At 43.2% G+C, this 15,549-nt stretch carries 15 protein-coding genes; 5 read left to right on the top strand and 10 right to left on the bottom strand.

What is annotated here, in order from left to right:
* Positions 1 to 60 precede the first annotated feature (60 nt).
* Positions 61 to 1,035 carry a fasciclin domain-containing protein gene (locus VR862_RS12755; RefSeq protein WP_324721364.1) on the bottom strand — a complete coding sequence of 325 codons (975 nt, stop codon included), beginning with the start codon at positions 1,033 to 1,035 and terminating at the stop codon, positions 61 to 63.
* Positions 1,036 to 1,167: 132 nt separating this feature from the next.
* Here VR862_RS12755 and VR862_RS12750 point away from each other — a divergent pair, with 132 nt between their 5' ends.
* The 4 genes from VR862_RS12750 (at position 1,168) to VR862_RS12735 (ending at position 4,585) form a co-directional block, all read left to right on the top strand.
* Positions 1,168 to 1,806 (top strand): toxin-antitoxin system YwqK family antitoxin, encoded by a 639-nt coding sequence (locus VR862_RS12750; protein WP_324721363.1) that lies wholly within the window; start codon positions 1,168 to 1,170, stop codon positions 1,804 to 1,806.
* Positions 1,807 to 1,850: 44 nt separating this feature from the next.
* Positions 1,851 to 2,252 (top strand): lipocalin-like domain-containing protein, encoded by a 402-nt coding sequence (locus VR862_RS12745; protein WP_324721362.1) that lies wholly within the window; start codon positions 1,851 to 1,853, stop codon positions 2,250 to 2,252.
* Between the two features lie 137 nt (positions 2,253 to 2,389).
* The gene (gene mnmA / locus VR862_RS12740) at positions 2,390 to 3,577 is read left to right on the top strand and encodes a tRNA 2-thiouridine(34) synthase MnmA (RefSeq protein ID WP_324721361.1); all 1,188 of its coding nucleotides are present in this window, start codon (positions 2,390 to 2,392) and stop codon (positions 3,575 to 3,577) included.
* A gap of 66 nt (positions 3,578 to 3,643) precedes the next feature.
* The gene (locus VR862_RS12735) at positions 3,644 to 4,585 is read left to right on the top strand and encodes an NAD(P)H-dependent flavin oxidoreductase (protein WP_324721360.1); all 942 of its coding nucleotides are present in this window, start codon (positions 3,644 to 3,646) and stop codon (positions 4,583 to 4,585) included.
* On the opposite strand, the gene VR862_RS12730 is transcribed toward VR862_RS12735, so the two are convergent.
* The 4 genes from VR862_RS12730 to guaA are packed head-to-tail and all read right to left on the bottom strand — an operon-like array spanning position 4,582 to position 9,004.
* On the bottom strand, positions 4,582 to 5,133 hold the full coding sequence (locus tag VR862_RS12730; protein ID WP_324721359.1) for a DUF922 domain-containing protein: 552 nt from the start codon (positions 5,131 to 5,133) through the stop codon (positions 4,582 to 4,584). The genes VR862_RS12735 and VR862_RS12730 overlap by 4 nt on opposite strands.
* Positions 5,114 to 5,533, bottom strand: a complete 420-nt coding sequence (locus VR862_RS12725) for an OsmC family protein (RefSeq protein ID WP_324721358.1) — start codon at positions 5,531 to 5,533, stop codon at positions 5,114 to 5,116. The genes VR862_RS12730 and VR862_RS12725 overlap by 20 nt, the downstream gene beginning before the upstream one ends.
* Complete coding sequence (locus VR862_RS12720) at positions 5,533 to 7,464, bottom strand: LysM peptidoglycan-binding domain-containing protein (RefSeq protein ID WP_324721357.1); 1,932 nt, start codon at positions 7,462 to 7,464, stop codon at positions 5,533 to 5,535. The genes VR862_RS12725 and VR862_RS12720 overlap by 1 nt, the downstream gene beginning before the upstream one ends.
* Positions 7,465 to 7,474: 10 nt before the next feature.
* Positions 7,475 to 9,004: a glutamine-hydrolyzing GMP synthase gene (gene guaA / locus VR862_RS12715; RefSeq protein WP_324721356.1), complete on the bottom strand. Its 1,530-nt coding sequence runs from the start codon at positions 9,002 to 9,004 to the stop codon at positions 7,475 to 7,477.
* Between the two features lie 267 nt (positions 9,005 to 9,271).
* Between guaA and VR862_RS12710 the strand changes: the two genes are divergently transcribed.
* Complete coding sequence (locus VR862_RS12710) at positions 9,272 to 9,985, top strand: DUF2071 domain-containing protein (protein ID WP_324721355.1); 714 nt, start codon at positions 9,272 to 9,274, stop codon at positions 9,983 to 9,985.
* A 39-nt stretch (positions 9,986 to 10,024) separates the two neighbouring features.
* On the opposite strand, the gene VR862_RS12705 is transcribed toward VR862_RS12710, so the two are convergent.
* The 5 genes from VR862_RS12705 to VR862_RS12685 all read right to left on the bottom strand — a co-directional run bounded on the left by VR862_RS12705 (position 10,025) and on the right by VR862_RS12685 (position 15,511).
* The gene (locus tag VR862_RS12705) at positions 10,025 to 10,468 is read right to left on the bottom strand and encodes a secondary thiamine-phosphate synthase enzyme YjbQ (protein ID WP_324721354.1); all 444 of its coding nucleotides are present in this window, start codon (positions 10,466 to 10,468) and stop codon (positions 10,025 to 10,027) included.
* A gap of 16 nt (positions 10,469 to 10,484) precedes the next feature.
* Complete coding sequence (locus VR862_RS12700; RefSeq protein ID WP_324721353.1) at positions 10,485 to 11,333, bottom strand: amidohydrolase family protein; 849 nt, start codon at positions 11,331 to 11,333, stop codon at positions 10,485 to 10,487.
* 161 nt (positions 11,334 to 11,494) lie between these two features.
* Positions 11,495 to 12,739 carry an asparagine synthetase B gene (locus tag VR862_RS12695; RefSeq protein WP_324721395.1) on the bottom strand — a complete coding sequence of 415 codons (1,245 nt, stop codon included), beginning with the start codon at positions 12,737 to 12,739 and terminating at the stop codon, positions 11,495 to 11,497.
* Between the two features lie 97 nt (positions 12,740 to 12,836).
* Positions 12,837 to 14,390 (bottom strand): replicative DNA helicase, encoded by a 1,554-nt coding sequence (dnaB, locus tag VR862_RS12690; protein ID WP_324721352.1) that lies wholly within the window; start codon positions 14,388 to 14,390, stop codon positions 12,837 to 12,839.
* 167 nt (positions 14,391 to 14,557) lie between these two features.
* Positions 14,558 to 15,511 carry an acetyl-CoA carboxylase carboxyltransferase subunit alpha gene (locus tag VR862_RS12685; RefSeq protein WP_324721351.1) on the bottom strand — a complete coding sequence of 318 codons (954 nt, stop codon included), beginning with the start codon at positions 15,509 to 15,511 and terminating at the stop codon, positions 14,558 to 14,560.
* Between the last annotated feature and the right edge of the window lie 38 nt (positions 15,512 to 15,549).

Here is a 15,549-nt window from a genome sequence, read left to right as displayed (position 1 = left end):
AAAATGAAGAGCCCGGAATTTCCGGGCTCTTCTGCATTAACCAATCACCTATTAAAAAAATTACATTTCCGGTAATATCACTGTGTCAATAACATGTATAACTCCATTATTTGCCTGGACATCAACAACAACTATATTGGAAGTTCTACCATTAGCATCGGTTATTGTGGCACCATTATCCAAATCGATCGTAAAAGATTGTTCTGCAAGGGTGGAAACCTCCATATCGTCGGCCAGCATAGATGAAGTCACGTTAGCTCCTGCAACCACGTGGTAGGCCAATGTAGAAGCAAGAACATCTTCAGGGATGTCTTCCAGAGAGCTCATCTCAAGTTCTTCAAGTAGAGCACCAAAGGCGTCATTAGTAGGTGCAAATACTGTGAATGGGGCAGGAGAACCGGTTTTCATAAGCGTACTTACAAAAGTAAAATCATCTTCCCGGGTAAGGGCCGCTACAAGTGTATTAAAAGTAGGATCGGCCAGTGCAAAAGTCACGACACTTGGCAGTCCTATTACAGCATCTACTGCGTGTATTACTCCATTATCAACTTCAATATTAGCCTGCTCAACTGTTGCTACGCCATTGATCATCACCCCATCCTCTGTACTTATATACATGGAAAGGTTATCATCTGAAGCACTTCCGGTAGCCATACTTTCAATATAACCTGTAGAGAGATCGGCTGCCATTATTTCTCCCATCTGCACGTGATTAAGTAAGATCTGCGTGAGAGCACTCACAGGAACTTCCGAGAGTGAAGAAAATCCGTTATCTGCAAGAAATGCTGCAAAAGCGTCATTATCTGGTGCAAATACAGTGTAATTATCCGTTCCGGCGAGAGTTGCAGTAATACCTGTCACCTGGAGAGCTGCTTCAAGCGAAGAGTAATTATCATTGGAGGCTACAAAATCGGCAATAGTATTAGTTTCCACAACCGGCGGAGTGGTAGCGTCATCGTCGTCACTGCAGGCAGTGAAAGTAAGCAACAGGAATAATCCTGCGAGGAATTGTTGTAAATTTGAATTTAAAGTCATGAGTTCTGATTTTTTGTTACATTTCAAAGATATATTTTTAAACAGAACACAAATGTTTATATTTAGTTAATTTAATTTAAACACAATATGATAAGATTTTGCTACTCCCTTCTGGCAAGCTGTTTATTATTCATGAATTCCCAAGTACTCCGGGCTCAGGAAGAATTAAACCGTCTCGATGCTAATGGAAAAAAACATGGAAAATGGGTGGAATATTTTGATAAATCAAGCTTATCGCTAAAATATGAAGGCCGGTTTCACCACGGAAGGAGGGTTGGTTTGTTTAAATATTATCAAGAAGGGCTTAAACAACCCGTAGCTCTAATGGAGTTTGATACCACCTCCAAAACGGCAAACGTCAAATACCTTTCCCAGAAAGGAAAAATAATTAGCCAGGGGGAAATGCAAGATCAACAGCGCACCGGCCTCTGGACCTATTTTCACAAGAATTCCAACAAAGTAATGATGACCGAAACCTATAAAGATGGAAAACTCCATGGTCCCAAAAAGGTGTTTTATGATAATGGAACATTGGCAGAAGAAGCAAATTACCTGGAGGGCAACCTGGAGGGAAGCAGAAAATTGCATTCAGTCAAGGGGGTGGTACTTGAAGACCTCACCTATAGGAATGGCGAATTACATGGCCCGGCGAAATTCTTTAATGGTAAAGGCGAGCTCATGAGTGAAGGACAATACCGCGATAATAAACACCATGGCACATGGCGCTATTACGAAAATGGGAAATTAAAAGAAGAGAAAATTTTTAAATAGCATCTTTTAATTGATATATTTACTTTACTCTTAATTAAAAACTTATGAAAAAGTATCTTTTATTATTTGCAGCTTTTGGACTATTCCTTTTTGCATCCTGCAGCGATGACGATAACAATGATGAAGAGCAATCAATAACCGGAACATGGGAACTCACCGCTGTGACCCCTTCTGTACCAGGTTGGGATTTCAATTCCTGCCCAGACAATCCTGAAATTACTTTTACCGCAAATGGTACCGCCATGTGGACACTCTATGATTCTGAAAACGACTGCGCAGAGAGTTCCAGTGAAGGTACCTGGGTAAAGAATTCCGGGAACAGTTACACAGTTTCAGTTCCGGAAGTAGGTGACGTGACGGGAACAGTTACTTTTTCGGGAGCTAATCAATTTAATTTCAATACCAGCGTACAATCTTTTCCGGTGGTACTTACTTTCCAAAAATAGGATCCTGGAATAACATTTTTGAGAGGCGGCCATGGCCGCCTTTTTCTTTTCTACCCTTTTTCTCCACTCGGCCCCTCCTTCTCAAAATGGCAAATTTTGTGTAATTTTGCAGGCTAATCAAGGACAGGAGAAGAATCATGAAAAGAGTAGTTGTAGGTTTATCGGGTGGTGTAGATTCCAGTGTAGCAGCCTATCTCTTAAAAGAACAGGGTTACGAGGTTATTGGCCTCTTTATGAAGAACTGGCATGACGAAGGTGTGACCATATCCAAGGAATGTCCCTGGCTTGATGATTCCAACGATGCCATGCTGGTGGCCGATAAACTTGGAATTCCGTTCCAGACTGTAGATCTAAGTGCAGAGTATAAGGAACGGATCGTGGATTATATGTTCAATGAATATGAACGTGGCCGCACTCCAAACCCCGATGTGCTCTGTAACCGCGAAATAAAATTTGATGTCTTTATGAAAATTGCCCTTTCTCTTGGGGCCGATTATGTTGCCACCGGCCACTATTGCCGTAAAGGGGAAGCTACTGTAGCTGGACAGCAGGTCTACCGTCTGCTTTCCGGAAAGGATAAGAATAAAGATCAGTCATATTTTCTATGTCAGCTATCACAGGAACAGCTGGCAAAAACCTTATTCCCCATAGGAGAACTTCAGAAGAGTGAAGTACGTCAAATCGCTGCTGAACAAAACCTTGTCACAGCCGAAAAGAAGGATTCTCAGGGCCTCTGCTTTATTGGAAAAGTAAGGCTTCCGGAATTCCTTCAGCAGAAGTTACAGCCAAAGGAAGGTGATATTGTAGAGATCCCTGCTTCCGAAGATAAGTTTCAAAATTCCACTCCCGAGTTTCAAAGCAAACAGGAAGAACTTGACTTTCTGGCCAGAAAATACACCTATGATACTTCCGAAGGGAAAAAAGTTGGCAGGCACCAGGGAGCACACTACTTCACCAAAGGCCAGCGCAAAGGCCTTGCTGTAGGAGGAACACCTGAACCGCTATTCGTCATTGAAACTGATGTTGAGGAAAACGTCATCTATACCGGACAGGGAAAAGACCACCCAGGAATCTATCGCCGCGGGCTTTTCGTTTCTCCCGATGAGACACACTGGGTTCGTCCCGACCTCCGCCTGAAAGAAGATGAGGAGATGCAGGTCAAAGCCCGCATCCGCTATCGTCAGGACCTACAACCTGCAACTTTGTTCCAAACAGCGAATGGAATGTATGTTATTTTTGATGAACCGCAGGCTTCCATTACCGAAGGTCAGTTTGTTGCCTGGTATCTCGAGGATGAACTAATAGGATCGGGAGTAATTTCTTAATTTGCAAAAGAACTTTTCAACCCTGTCAGGGTTCCAAACCCCTGACAGGGTTTATTTGACCTAATTATGACCAACAGAATTACCCAACTCTTCAATATTAAATATCCGATAATTCAAGCCGGAATGATCTGGGCCAGTGGCTGGAAGTTAGCCAGTGCAGTGAGCAATAACGGCGGATTAGGCATTATTGGAGCCGGCTCCATGTATCCGGAAGTGCTTAGGGAGCATATTCAAAAATGTAAAAAAGCGACTTCCTTTCCATTTGCTGTAAATGTACCCATGCTCTATCCCAATCTCGAGCAGATCATGGAGATCATTATTGAAGAGGGAGTTCCTATTGTTTTCACATCTGCCGGAAACCCAAAGACCTGGACTGCTCACCTGCAGGAAAAGGGAATTAAAGTAGTTCACGTGGTAAGTAGCGTAAAATTTGCACTAAAAGCAGAAGCAGCGGGTGTGGATGCTGTTGTTGCCGAAGGTTTTGAAGCAGGAGGCCATAACGGTCGGGATGAAACAACCACCTTTACGCTCATTCCTATGGTTAAGGAACAGATCAAGATCCCGTTAATTGCTGCCGGAGGAATTGCCACCGGTCGCGGAATGCTCGCAGCAATGGTGTTGGGAGCAGATGCAGTGCAAGTGGGAAGCCGTTTTGTCGCCAGTAATGAAGCTTCGTCTCATCCCAAATTTAAGGAAATGGTAGTGCAGGCAAAAGAAGGAGATACCGTGCTCACATTAAAAGAACTCGCTCCTGTAAGACTGCTTAAAAATCGCTTTTTCGAACAGGTAACCGAGCTTTATTCGAAAAATCCTTCAAAAGATGAATTAATAGAACTTCTTGGTCGTGCCAGGGCTAAGAAAGGAATGTTTGAAGGGGATCTTGATGAAGGGGAACTGGAGATTGGTCAAATTTCAGGGCTTATCCATGATATAAAACCGGCCGCAGAGATCCTGCAGGATATGCTAAAGGAATTCGAAGAAGCAAAAGCTGAAGTAGCTGCTCTTTAAGAGGAGAATTTCTCCAATTTACTTAGTTCTTCTTTAATTAGTTTTTGCCATTCGAGCTGGGCAGCTGCGTTCATGCTATGCCTTGTTTCCACATCAAACTTTTGTTGCATAAGAGCACGCTCCTTTTCAGCATGCTTGTAAAGCGCCTGTAGATCTGCCTTCAAATTACGGGCATTGACAAAATCGAATTCTGCAAGGGCTTTCCGAAGTTTTCTTGCGAAAAGTTCAGTAATGTCAAAGTGCAGCTGTTCATGCGCAAGAAGGTTGGCTGAAGCACTACCACCTTTCACCCATGACTTCCCCGGAATAAAAAAAGAAGTTACTTCGTATGTATATTCCTTTCCCGCGGCAGAACCTTTCATAGACCAGCCATAGGAGATCCCGGAACTGGTATTGGCAGCAAAAGGACTGGCAGGATCTGGTGTACCTTTGAAGTCACTCCAGGTAAGAACATTCTCCTTCCATCCCAGCCTTTCCTCTTCCATTTGAGCCTGTGTCCCAAAAGAAATGAGAAGAAGTAAAAGGCTACTAAGAATCGCTTTTTTCATGCTTGTAGTGAAAACTTATGTCCAGAACAATATCGGGATGTAAACTATACAGCACGGGACATGTCTTCGCTGCACGTTCCAGGATCTTCTGGTGTTTTTCTTCATAGGAAGCCGGAAAGGAAATAACCACTTTTATGCCCGAAATCCTTCTGGGATCGGCAGCCATCGTCTTTGTTACTTCAGCAACAGCTCCTTCTACTTTAATGCCCAGATCCCGTGCCTTAATTCCAATAATGGTAAACATGCAACTGGCCAAAGCTGTAGCAACAGTATCGGTTGGAGAAAAAGCCTCCCCTTTTCCCTGATTGTCTACAGGAGCATCTGTTATAAAAGTATCTTTACTCTGCAGGTGCTCGCACTGCGTCCTCAGTTCGCCCAGATATGTGACTTTTGATGTCATTAGCGCACTACGTTTAGATTGAGATTACGATCGTAGGAAACAATGTAAATAGCATTATTTATATAACCACCATTCGGGCGATGTTCGTACTTGAATTTATTCTCTACATATTGAGTGGTCCCTTCCTGCTTAATAGACTCATAAAGATCTTCAGCCGAAGCAAGTCTTAACAGCACATCATAAGTGACATCAAAACCTCTTACCGCCGCTGCATCTGGTGTAACACCGTACTTCTCCACATATTTTTTTATGAAGTTCCGGTTCTTAACAGGATCAAATGAGCGGTCAACCGACGGATAATGGAAATTCAGCTTTCCAAGGTGATTGTTCGAAATATTGTCACTGTCAAAAGACTTATTCCGGTCGGTGGTGAGAAGAGTTATTTTATAGCTGTCAGCGAGGGAATTTAGGTATGAAGTGGCATTACTTAAAATTCCAATCTTACTTGATTCCAGAATGATCCAGTTTGGCCTTGTCTTGTCCAGGGCCTCTGCCATTTGCGCCTGATTCAAAGATCCGCCTTCAGAAGGAGTGATAAGCCTTGCTGAAGGAAAAGCTGAAGATAACCTTCTTCGCTTTTCAGAAGCACTCCCATCGGCAATAATAATTAGATTTTTGCCTGCGGAATGATCTGAAATATAATTGATCATTGCCTCACTCAGCATCTCATCTGTAGGACGGGCCTGCAGGAAATTATCAAGTGATGCAGTTTCTTTTTTCGTAAGTGGAGAGATGACAGGGATATTCCTTCGCTCCAATCCCCGGGCCACTGTCTCTACAGTAGACTGCAACAGCGGACCAATAACCGCGTCAACATTATCAAAATCCCTGCTGTTAAGAAGTAGATTCACCTGCCCCGGATTTTGTTCTGTATCCAGAACCGTAAGATCTGTTGAAATCCCAAGAATTTTGGCAGAATCAACAGCCATAAGTACTCCGGTGTAAAAGTCCAGGGAAAGCTGCATCACCTTATCTTTTCTAATTCTTTCTTTAAAGTTGTCAGAACTGTCAGTCACAATAACTTTGTTCTTATTGAAAGGCAACATTACCACGAGGTTCTTGGTCTTATAGTTGGTGATATTTCGCTCAAGGTTAATATATTCTTCAGCGACGTATTCTCCCACACCTTCGGCCAGTTCAACATTAGGAATCCTTAGCACCATACCCGATTTTAAACCATCGGCCAAAGCAGGATTTAAAGAAACCAGAGAATCCCTGCTTATTCCGAAGCGGCGGGTAAGACTAAAAATTGTTTCCTGTGGTTGTACCTGATAATATTTGAACAGATTTCCGTAAACATCAACTACTTTTTCAACATTTCCATTGCGTACTTTGATCACCATCCCCGGTTTCAGGCTTTCCATATTTGGATTAAGCCTTTGCAGGTCGGCAATAGTTACATTGTATCTACGGGAAATCCCATACAGGGTTTCCTGTGGAAGTACCACATGCTCCTTAATACTGAGGTCTAATGGATTTGAACGGGAAGGGGTTGGAGTCTCAGCCCGGGTAACAGCTTGGGACGTCCCCTGGGGAATCCTGATGCGTTCCCCCCTGCGCAACTCTTCAGAATAAAGATGTTTGTTGAATCTTTTTATGTCTTCAATGCTCACGTTATATTTTTGCGAAAGGCTGAAAAGAGTTTCCTGCCGCTTCACCCTGTGCATCACAAACTGCTGCTTTTCATCTCCAGGAGCTTGAGCTGTTTCTGTGCGCCCTGTGGTAACAGGAACCACAAGTTTTCCCTCAGGTTTTATTCCACGACGGGCATCGGGATTATATCTAAAAAGGGTTTCTTCAGAAATATTGTATTGCCTTGCGATCTGCGCTGTAGTTTCTCCTCTTTTTACAATGTGATATTTGTATTGTTGTGCAAAAGCCTGAACGACAAACATCTGCAAGAACAGAAAAAGAACTGCAATTTTTTTCATAGGTTATATATTATTCCCACTCAATAGTGGCCGGGGGTTTGGAGCTTATGTCGTACACTACCCTATTAACGCCTTTAACTCTGTTAATTATTGTATTGGACGTCTTTTGTAAAAAATCATAGGGTAAATTCACCCAATCTGCCGTCATACCATCTGTGGACTCCACAGCACGTAATGCCACTACCTTCTCATAGGTCCTCTCATCTCCCATTACTCCCACAGAATTGACCGGCAAAAGAATTGCTCCTGCCTGCCAAACTTTATCATAGAGCATCCATTCCTTTAGACCATTGATAAAGATAGCATCCACCTCCTGCAAAATACGAACTTTTTCTGCAGTGATATCTCCAAGGATCCTGATAGCCAGTCCCGGCCCCGGGAAAGGGTGTCTTCCCAGCAATTCCTTATCGATCTCCAGCTCGGCTCCTACTCTTCTCACCTCATCCTTAAACAACATTCGCAAAGGCTCCACTACCTTCAGTTTCATATACGCCGGCAATCCTCCCACGTTGTGGTGAGATTTTATGGTTACTGAAGGCCCGTTCACAGAAACAGATTCAATCACATCGGGATAGATCGTTCCCTGTGCCAGGAACTTTACATCCTGAATGCGGTGGGCCTCATCATCAAAAACATCAATGAACGTCTTCCCTATCGCCTTGCGTTTGCCTTCGGGATCTGAGATACCTGCGAGGGCATCCAAAAAACGTGCCGAAGCATCTACTCCTTTCACGTTAAGCCCCATGTGCTTATATTGATCGAGCACGCTTTCAAACTCATTTTTTCTAAGCAATCCGTTATTGACGAAAATGCAATAAAGATTCTTTCCAATTGCTTTGTGCAACAGCACAGCGGCAACAGTAGAATCTACTCCGCCGCTAAGCCCCAGGACAACTTTATCATCTCCAATTTGCTTTTTTAAGTCTTCTACCGTCATATCCACAAAGGCTTCGGGCGTCCACTCCTGTGCAACTTCAGCAATATTGACCAGGAAATTTTCCAGCAATTGCTTACCGTCTGTAGAGTGATAGACTTCAGGATGGAATTGAATTGCAAAAGTTTCTTCCCCTTCAATTCTATATGCGGCATTCAAGACATCAGGAGTACTGGCAAGCCGAACTCCATTTTCGGGCAATTCTTTTATAGTATCACTATGGCTCATCCACACCTGCGAATTTTCAGTGATATTCTGAAACAAAGCCTCCCCATCTTTAATGACAGAAAGATTTGCGCGACCATATTCCCTTATCTCTGAAGCTTCTACTTTTCCGCCGTTGAAATGAGCGAGATACTGGGCGCCGTAACAAACTGCCAAAACAGGCAATTTTTTCCTGATTTTTGAAAGGTCAGGGTGCGGGGCATCTTCAGCCCGTACTGAAAAAGGGCTTCCTGAAAGTATTACTGCTTTAAAAATGGAAAGATCTTCAGGGATCTTGTTGTAAGGGTGGATTTCGCAGTAAATGTTCAGTTCTCTTACCCTGCGGGCTATCAACTGTGTGTACTGCGAACCAAAATCTAGGATGAGAACATTGTTTTGCATGTGCAAAAATAGGAATTTGAGCCTATTATCCTCGCCAGAAATGCATTTTTGTATACTGCTTAAAATCCAAAGATGAATTTTTTAATCCGGATACTGCTCCCGCGAAATCTCCAGCGGAAATACCTCCTAAAAATGTCATTTTTGGAGAGGAATACCTGCCATAATTCCATTGCGATACAAGGGAAGCAGAAATTTAAACTTTTCCCAAAGCTATCAACCGACTCTCCCGCTTTTGATATTTTTGAGAGAACCTCATAGATTTTAAACATGAAACTCTCCATTTCTTCTGAATTTAGAAAAGTCGCACTGGTAAATTATGTAGTTCCTCCCGAAGTCGTGGAGAAATACCTTCCTAAATACACAAAAATGGACTTTTACAATGGCGAGTGCATCATAAGCCTGATTGGCTTCCAGGTGCAAAAGCTGAAGGTCGCAGGTGTAAAGGTTCCCCTGTTGAAGGATTTTGACGAAATCGATCTTCAGATCTATGTGAAAAGGTTTGACGGGGCTCAATGGCGCAAAGGAGTAGTTGTGATTAGCCGCATTTTTGACCAACTGGCTGCTAGAGATCTGGCCAATACTGTCTTCAAAGCTAATTATACCTCAATGCCTGTATCGGGCAAAGTAGAGGAAACAGAATATCATTTAAAAGTACAATACTCATGGCAATTCAGGGAACTGCAGCAGAATTTTTGGGTGAAGAGCAACCGGCTTGCAGCACCTTATGATAAGGATTCGGCAGCCGCATTCCTTCTCGACCGACCTTATGGCTACCTAAAATCTGAAGATCAAACCTATGAGTACAAACTTGATCACGTGGACTGGCACCTGTACACTGTTGACGAATATTCCATAGATGTGGATTTTTCCAAACAATTTGATCCGGCTTTTAATATCCTGAACAGTCAGACCCCGCACTCTGTAATTCTCACGGAAGGCTCTACAATTGAAATTGGTGCCAATCAACTCGTACAATCCTGATTATAATCGGTTAATTGTGAACTGCTAATTGATCATTGGTTATTGAGCCGCTTCTCCGTAGAGCGTAAGTACAAGTTTTCTGCTTCCCCCGTGATCCCTGTGTTCACATAGATAAATTCCCTGCCAGGTCCCAAGATTTAGTCGGCCGTTGGTGATGGGGATCTGAAGAGAAAACCCGAGCATCGCAGCCTTTATATGTGCAGGCATGTCATCACTACCCTCCAAAGTGTGCCTATAATATGGCTGATCCTCGGGAACCATCTCGTTGAAATGACTTTCAAAATCCTCCCGTACAGTGGGATCGGCATTTTCGTTGATGGTCAATCCGGCTGATGTGTGTTTGATAAAGATGTGCAAAAAGCCAACCGATACCTTCTTTAACTCCGGAATTTGCTGAAGCACTTCATCCGTTACAAGGTGAAAACCTCTCGGTTTGGCTGCAAGTCGAATTTCCTTCTGAAAAATGTAGTTCAGATTTCCCATTTTTGACCCTCTCGTTTTACAGCTTTAAGTTATAAAATTCAGCAGCATTTCTTCCAAAGATCTTTTCCTTTTCTGCCTGGGAATAGCCTCTGAAAAATTCTTCCAATATTCCCAGCACTTGCGGATATCTCGCTGCGGAAAGGCAAACCGGCCAGTCTGAGCCAAAAATAATTCTATCCACTCCAAAGGCCGAAACCACTACCTCCAAAAAAGGCCAAAAATCGGTGCGTTTCCAGCTGAAGTTTTCCGTCTCTGTCACTAAACCGGAGATCTTGCACCAAACTTTGTCGCACTTCCCCAACTCCTGAATGTTTTCCACCCACTTAGCATCGGGTTTTCCTGAGATCTTTGGCTTTCCGATATGATCCAGCACAAACTTTTGCTCCGGAAAGGCCTTTACAAGTTCGACTGCCGCCTCGAGTTGATAATCAAAAGCAAGAATATCATAAGTGAGATCAAAAAGACCCAGGGCTTTGATCCCCCGCTGAAAATTGGGAGCTGTCATAAATTCCCCTTTTTCATCCCAGACCGTGTGGCGTATACCTTTCAAAAATGTGTTTTTTGAGAAGTTTTTCAGCCGGTCTTCCACATCGGCTGCAGAAAGATCCACCCAACCTACCACTCCTTTGATGAAGTCATGCTGTTCAGCATATTTCAGTAAGATCTCTGTTTCTGTTTCAGACTGATCTGCCTGCACAGCAATACAGCCTGAAAAGCCATTTTTGGAGAGTACTGGTTTGAGGTCTTCGGGAAAAAAGTCCTGTCTTATTGCCGACATCTCCTCCGGGATCCAGGAGTATTTTACAGGATCATATTTCCAGAAGTGCTGGTGGGAATCAATCTTTAGATTTGAGATTTGGGACATGAGGAATTAGACGTTAGATTTTAGACGGTAGACGGTAGACGGTAGACGGTAGATTTTAAATTTGAGATATTGAGATTATTTAAAATAATGTTGGCCGGTACAGTTTCAGAGAATGAAACGAGGCATTCCCTTGGCACCTGGAATTTGGTGCTTGTTTTATATTACGTCTTTTGCTTTTGCTTTTTAGCAGCCGGGAAAAGAACGTTGTTCAGGATTAGTCTATAGCCGGGGGAAGTGGGATGCAACTCCAGTTCGGTTTTTGGATCTCCAACCATGTGCTGATAATCTTCCGGGTCATGACCGCCGTAAAATGTAAAAAATCCGTTGCCTTTTATTCCGTGGATATAACGCGCTTCGCCATTGATCTTACTCTGCCCCATTACCAAAACGGTGGGTTTGATAGTAGCGGGATCATAGGCCGTAGTTTGCCCCATAAAACCTTTGACCAGCATGGTGTGATTTTGTGTGAGCATGGTGGGAACAGGATCCCATTTGGCAGAATATTCCATGAGCGTAAAATAATCTACATCCATTGGCACCTGCCGCTTGTTCGTCATATCTATAGAAGAAAATTCGTAAACCATAGGACTTCGCTCCAGGATGAAATTCTCAAAAGCGAAACTCTTTTCAAAATTCAGTTGTTTCTGATAATTGGCATCGCTTGGATCCCCATCAAACATTGGTTCGGCAATGTCAACTCCTTCGGCAGCGAGGGCAATATCAAAGCTGTCGGTAGCACTACACATGGCGAACATAAAACCTCCTCCCACAACATAATCCCGGATCTTTAAAGCCACGGCCAGTTTTTCTTCCGAAACCTTATCATAACCCAGCCTTTGAGCCAAAGCCTCAGCCTGTTTCTTATCTTCAATATACCAGGGCGTAGTGCGGTAAGTGCGGTAGAATTTCCCATACTGTCCTGTAAAGTCCTCATGATGCAGGTGCAGCCAATCGAACAGCAAGAGGGCATCATTCAATACTTCCTCATCATAAATGGTTTCATAAGGGATCTCGGCATAAGTGAGCACCATGGTAACTGCATCGTCCCAGGGCTTGTTGTCCTGCGGTGAGTAAACTGCAATTTTTGGTGCCTTCTCCAAAAGAACAGCTTCCATATTTTTCGCCGGACTGGAGATCTCCTCCAGGATACTTTCAGTTTTTTGATCACTGATCACTTCAAAGGACACTCCGCGGATCTTGCATTCCCGGCGCAGTTCTTCTGAATCGGGTAATAGAAACGAGCCGCCGCGGTAATTGAGCAGCCACTGTACCTTCACATCCTTGTCGAGCATCCAGTAGGTGATGCCGTAGGCTTTTAGGTGATTCCGCTGGGTTTCAGCATCCATAGGAATCAGGATCTGCGAAGCAAAAGCCGAGGTAGTCAGCATTAGCAGAAAAAAGAGCATGAAAAAACCGGAAAAGAAATAACTCTTTCCGGCTTTTGATCTTTTATTTGCAGTAGTAGCTTTTCCGAAGTGATTCGGAAGTTGAAAATTTATTTTATTAAAAAGGAACGTCGCTATCGTCATCATTTAAACCATCATTCATTGAGCTGCCAAAAGCTTCATCGGCACTGGGGAAATGGCCGGTATTGAAGCCAAAATCCCCCGAGTCATCGTCATTCATCTTAGAATGGAACTCAGACGGGGAATCAAAGTCATCTAAGTTATCGAATTTACCTAAATGTCCAAGGAATTTCAATCTAATATTCTCTAATCCACCATTCCTGTGCTTGGCGACAATAAATTCGGCCTGCCCATCGGTTGGAGATCGTTCTTCATCATCCCACTCCTCGATCTTGTAATATTCGGGACGATAGATAAAGGAAACAATATCGGCATCCTGCTCGATCGCACCAGATTCCCTAAGGTCACTCAAAAGTGGCCTTTTTGAGCCCCCTCTCGTTTCCACGGCACGGGACAACTGGGAAAGTGCAATTACCGGTACATTCAATTCTTTCGCCAAAGCCTTTAAGTTTCGGGAAATGGTAGAAATCTCCTGCTCCCGGTTCCCACCTTTCTGGCTTCCCCCGGCGGTCATCAACTGCAGGTAATCGATCACAATTAGTTTAATACCGTGTTGAGAAGCAAGTCTCCTTGCTTTGGCCCTGAGGTCAAAGATGGAGAGAGAAGGAGTATCATCGATGAATAAAGGTGCTTTTTCCAGGCCCTTTACCTTTACGTTAAGCTGCTCCCACTCGTGTTTTTCAAGATTTCCTGTACGCAGTTTTTCTGAAGAGAGTCCGGTTTCAGAAGAGATCAAACGGGTGATCAACTGTACCGATGACATCTCCAGGGAGAAAAAAGCTACGGGAATATTTTGCCCTACAGAAATATTCCTTGCCATAGACAGGGTCAATGCTGTTTTACCCATACCGGGACGCGCCGCCACAATGATCAAATCACTTGGCTGCCATCCCGAAGTTAACTTATCCAGCTTTTCAAAACCTGATGGAATTCCCGAAAGCCCCGATTTATTAGAGATTTCCTGGATCTTCTTCTTTGCCTGCATCACCAGATCCTGTGCAGTTTCTGAAGATCTTTTGATATTCCCCTGGGTCACCTCGTAAAGCTTGGATTCTGCGGTGTCTAAAAGGTCAAATACATCGGTGGTTTCATCGTAGGACTCCTCAATGATCTCATTCGAGATCTTAATAAGGCTACGCTGAATGTACTTTTGAAGAATTATCCTGGCATGAAATTCAATATGCGCCGAAGAGGATACTTTTTGAGTGAGCTGTACCAGGTAAAAATCACCACCCACCTGCTCCAGCTTCTGGTCTTTTCTCAACTGGTTGGAAACCGTTAATAAGTCAACGGGTTCTGAACTTTCAAAGAGTTTAAAAATGGCCTCAAAAATATATTGATGTGCACTTTTATAAAATACCTCAGGGTGAAGAATATCGATAATTTCATCTACACCTCGTTTGTCGATCATCATCGCACCTAGCACAACTTCTTCTAAATCAACTGCTTGAGGCGGAACTTTTCCTTTTTCGAGATTAATTACATTGCCGGGAGCGTAATTATAATTTTGGGGGGCTTTGGCTTTTTCCATGTTACGAAAGTAGAAAAATAGAGTTTAGAAGGTTACTGCAAAGCCTTCTACTTAGTTCACAGTTTATGAACATTTTAACTGTTGAAAACTTTAATTATTTGTTGATAAGGCCAAAAAAATCCGAAGAGAAACCCTTCGGATTTTTTGCCTTCTTATATACTAAGAGATTACCCTTTAAAGACACCCATATCGGAATATTTATTCATTCGCTTTTTCACCAATTCTTCTGGTGATAAGTTTTTGAATTCCCCATAAGCTTCAGAAATGGCATTCTTTACAATGTCAAAGGTCATTTCCCTGTTGCTATGTGCTCCACCCAATGGTTCTTTAACGATCTCATCGATAAGCTTTTGCTTTTTCATATCCTTGGCAGTTAGCTTTAACGCATCGGCTGCTCTTTCCTTGTACTCCCAGCTTCTCCAAAGGATCGAAGAACAGGATTCCGGCGAGATCACAGAATACCAGGTGTTTTCAAGCATAAGTACCTTATCACCTACTCCAATTCCCAGGGCTCCACCGCTGGCTCCCTCTCCAATGATCACCACAATAATCGGCACTTTTAGGCGGGTCATTTCGAGAATGTTTCGGGCAATGGCTTCTCCTTGTCCGCGTTCTTCAGCTTCCAGGCCGGGATAAGCTCCGGGAGTATCCACAAAAGTCACTACCGGAATACCAAATTTTTCCGCAGACTTCATAAGGCGTAGTGCCTTGCGGTAACCTTCAGGATTTGCCATCCCAAAATTGCGGTATTGTCGGGTTTTGGTATTGTACCCTTTTTGCTGACCAACGAACATATAGCTTTGATCCCCGATTTTTCCAAGGCCACCTATCATCGCCTTGTCATCTTTTACATTCCGGTCTCCATGTAATTCCAGGAAAGTATCTCCACATATCGCATTGATATAATCGAGAGTATATGGCCGGTTAGGGTGCCGGGAAAGCTGAACCCTCTGCCAGGCAGTTAGGTTCTTATAAATTTCTTTTTTGGTCTCGTTAAGTCTTTTTTCAATTTGACGGCAGGTCGCCGTAACATCAACATCACTTTCCTGACCTATGGCACAGGCTTTTTGATATTGTTCTTCCAACTCCTTTATAGGTAATTCAAAGTCTAAATATTCCATAATGAGTTATGGGTTGTTTTAAATTAGCTTACAAATAT

The sequence above is a fragment of the Salinimicrobium aquimaris genome (genome assembly GCF_035607535.1).
GTDB lineage: Bacteria > Bacteroidota > Bacteroidia > Flavobacteriales > Flavobacteriaceae > Salinimicrobium.
The sequence above is the reverse complement of the archived record's forward strand: the minus strand, read 5'-3'. Positions and strand labels throughout refer to the sequence as shown.

Excerpts from the sequence above, each read along its gene's own strand:
- VR862_RS12755 (WP_324721364.1), bottom strand. The coding sequence starts at position 1,035 with ATGACTTTAAATTCAAATTTACAACAATTCCTCGCAGGATTATTCCTG.
- VR862_RS12750 (WP_324721363.1), top strand. The coding sequence starts at position 1,168 with ATGAATTCCCAAGTACTCCGGGCTCAGGAAGAATTAAACCGTCTCGAT.
- VR862_RS12745 (WP_324721362.1), top strand. The coding sequence starts at position 1,851 with ATGAAAAAGTATCTTTTATTATTTGCAGCTTTTGGACTATTCCTTTTT.
- mnmA (WP_324721361.1), top strand. The coding sequence starts at position 2,390 with ATGAAAAGAGTAGTTGTAGGTTTATCGGGTGGTGTAGATTCCAGTGTA.
- VR862_RS12735 (WP_324721360.1), top strand. The coding sequence starts at position 3,644 with ATGACCAACAGAATTACCCAACTCTTCAATATTAAATATCCGATAATT.
- VR862_RS12730 (WP_324721359.1), bottom strand. The coding sequence starts at position 5,133 with ATGAAAAAAGCGATTCTTAGTAGCCTTTTACTTCTTCTCATTTCTTTT.
- VR862_RS12725 (WP_324721358.1), bottom strand. The coding sequence starts at position 5,533 with ATGACATCAAAAGTCACATATCTGGGCGAACTGAGGACGCAGTGCGAG.
- VR862_RS12720 (WP_324721357.1), bottom strand. The coding sequence starts at position 7,464 with ATGAAAAAAATTGCAGTTCTTTTTCTGTTCTTGCAGATGTTTGTCGTT.
- guaA (WP_324721356.1), bottom strand. The coding sequence starts at position 9,004 with ATGCAAAACAATGTTCTCATCCTAGATTTTGGTTCGCAGTACACACAG.
- VR862_RS12710 (WP_324721355.1), top strand. The coding sequence starts at position 9,272 with ATGAAACTCTCCATTTCTTCTGAATTTAGAAAAGTCGCACTGGTAAAT.
- VR862_RS12705 (WP_324721354.1), bottom strand. The coding sequence starts at position 10,468 with ATGGGAAATCTGAACTACATTTTTCAGAAGGAAATTCGACTTGCAGCC.
- VR862_RS12700 (WP_324721353.1), bottom strand. The coding sequence starts at position 11,333 with ATGTCCCAAATCTCAAATCTAAAGATTGATTCCCACCAGCACTTCTGG.
- VR862_RS12695 (WP_324721395.1), bottom strand. The coding sequence starts at position 12,739 with ATGCTCTTTTTTCTGCTAATGCTGACTACCTCGGCTTTTGCTTCGCAG.
- dnaB (WP_324721352.1), bottom strand. The coding sequence starts at position 14,390 with ATGGAAAAAGCCAAAGCCCCCCAAAATTATAATTACGCTCCCGGCAAT.
- VR862_RS12685 (WP_324721351.1), bottom strand. The coding sequence starts at position 15,511 with ATGGAATATTTAGACTTTGAATTACCTATAAAGGAGTTGGAAGAACAA.